Source organism: Frisingicoccus sp. (assembly GCA_016298055.1).
Lineage (GTDB): Bacteria > Bacillota > Clostridia > Lachnospirales > Lachnospiraceae > Frisingicoccus.
The window spans coordinates 1-2,017 of the sequence record JAEDDO010000281.1 but is presented as its reverse complement, the minus strand read 5'-3'; the positions used below and the strand labels follow the sequence as shown (position 1 = coordinate 2,017).

2 protein-coding genes are annotated in these 2,017 nt (G+C 41.1%); both read left to right on the top strand.

What is annotated here, in order from left to right:
* On the top strand, window positions 1-1,836 hold a 1,836-nt coding region (locus tag QZZ35_RS11600; protein ID WP_291237545.1), incomplete at its 5' end, for a DNA gyrase/topoisomerase IV subunit A.
* A 77-nt stretch (window positions 1,837-1,913) separates the two neighbouring features.
* On the top strand, window positions 1,914-2,017 hold a 104-nt coding region (locus QZZ35_RS11595), incomplete at its 3' end, for a rubredoxin (RefSeq protein ID WP_291237546.1).

Here is a 2,017-nt window from a genome sequence, read left to right as displayed (position 1 = left end):
GACCTGGATAAAAATGTTGTCGATTTTCAGCCAAACTTTGATGAAACAGAAAAAGAACCGGAAGTCCTTCCGGCCCGTATTCCGAACCTTCTCATTAACGGTGCTGAAGGTATTGCCGTTGGTATGGCGACAAGTATCCCGCCCCACAATACAGGTGAGGTCATTGATGCTGTCCTTGCCTATATGAAAAATCCAGACATCACAACCGAAGAACTTCTTCAGATCATGCCCGGACCAGACTTTCCAACCGGAGGGATTGTAATAAACAAAGATGAATTACTATCTATATATGAAACCGGTCAGGGAAAAATCAAACTTCGCGGAAAAGTTCAGATTGAAAAGCTCAAAGGCGGCCGGGAACAGCTTGTAATCACAGAAATTCCCTATACTATGATCGGCGCAGGTATCGGAAAATTTTTAAATGATATCTACACACTTGTAGAAAGTAAAAAGACCGGAGACATTGTCGACATTTCCAATCAGTCGTCCAAAGAAGGAATCCGTATTGTCCTTGAGCTGAAGCGCAACGCGGATGTGGAAAATCTCGAGAATATGCTTTATAAAAAAACCCGCCTGGAAGATACCTTCGGTGTCAATATGCTCGCTGTTGCAGGAGGACGTCCGGAAACCCTGGGTCTGAAAGCGATCATCGATAACTTTCTGGATTTTCAGTATGATATTAATACCCGAAAATATCAGCATCTTCTTGTCAAAGAAAAAGAAAAAAAGGAAATTCAGGAAGGGCTTATCAAGGCCTGCGATGTCATCGATCTTATTATCGAAATCCTTCGCGGTTCAAAAAATATCAAACAGGCTAAAAACTGCCTCGTAAACGGTGTAACCGAAGGTATTCACTTCAAAACAAAAACATCGGAACGAAATGCGGCTAAACTTCGTTTCACCGAAAATCAGGCCACAGCTATTCTGGAAATGCGTTTATATAAATTGATCGGACTGGAAATCGAAGCATTGCAGAAAGAGCATGAAGAGACATTAAAAAACATATCGAAATATGAAGATATCCTTGAAAATCACTCCAGTATGTCAAAAGTGATCATGAAGGAGCTTCAGAATTTTAGAAAAAATTACAGTCACCCGAGAAAAACCCAGATTGTCAACGCCAAAGAGGCTGTATTTGAGGAGAAAAAATTTGAAGAGATGGAAGTTGTTCTTCTGATGGATCGTTTTGGCTACTGCCGCACCATCGATTCATCGACTTTTGAGCGTAACCGGGATGCCGCCGTCTCTGAGAACAAATACATCATTCCATGTATGAACACAGACAAGCTCTGCCTCTTTACCACATCCGGACGCATGCACCTTATTCGCATCTCGGATCTCCCATTTGGAAAGTTCCGCGATAAGTCTATCCCGATTGACAACTTCGGAAATTATAAAAGCAGTGAAGAAAGCCTTGTCTATGTGGAATGCCTAAGCCGTGTTATAAGTAATAAACTTCTCTTTGCCACAGAAACATCCATGTTGAAACTGGTAGACGGATCTGAGTTCAATGTGGCCAAACGAACCATCGCTTCAACCAAACTGTCCGAGGATGATACTGTCATCGCCGTCATGCCTGTAGAAGATACCACCCATGTGGCACTGAAAACAAAAAAAGGAATTTTCCTTCGTTTTGGCCTTGAAGAAATTCCTGAAAAGAAAAAAGCCGCCATCGGCGTACGTGGCATAAAACTCTCTTTAGATGACCGCATCGAAGAAGTCTATATGCTCAACAAAGACATCGAAACCACTATTATTTATAATGAAAAACCTGTTTCTCTGAACCGGCTCAAGCTCGGACACCGGGATACAAAGGGTATAAAAATTCGAGTGTAAATCTTGTTTTTATAACATGTACATGTTATAATTATTCTAACATTTTTTATAAAAACATATTACAGGAGGTACTAGTTATGAAGTATGTATGTGACGCATGTGAATGGGTTTATGATGAAGAAAAAGGATATCCAGAAGGCGGAATCGCACCTGGTACAAAATGGGAAGATATTCCTGATGA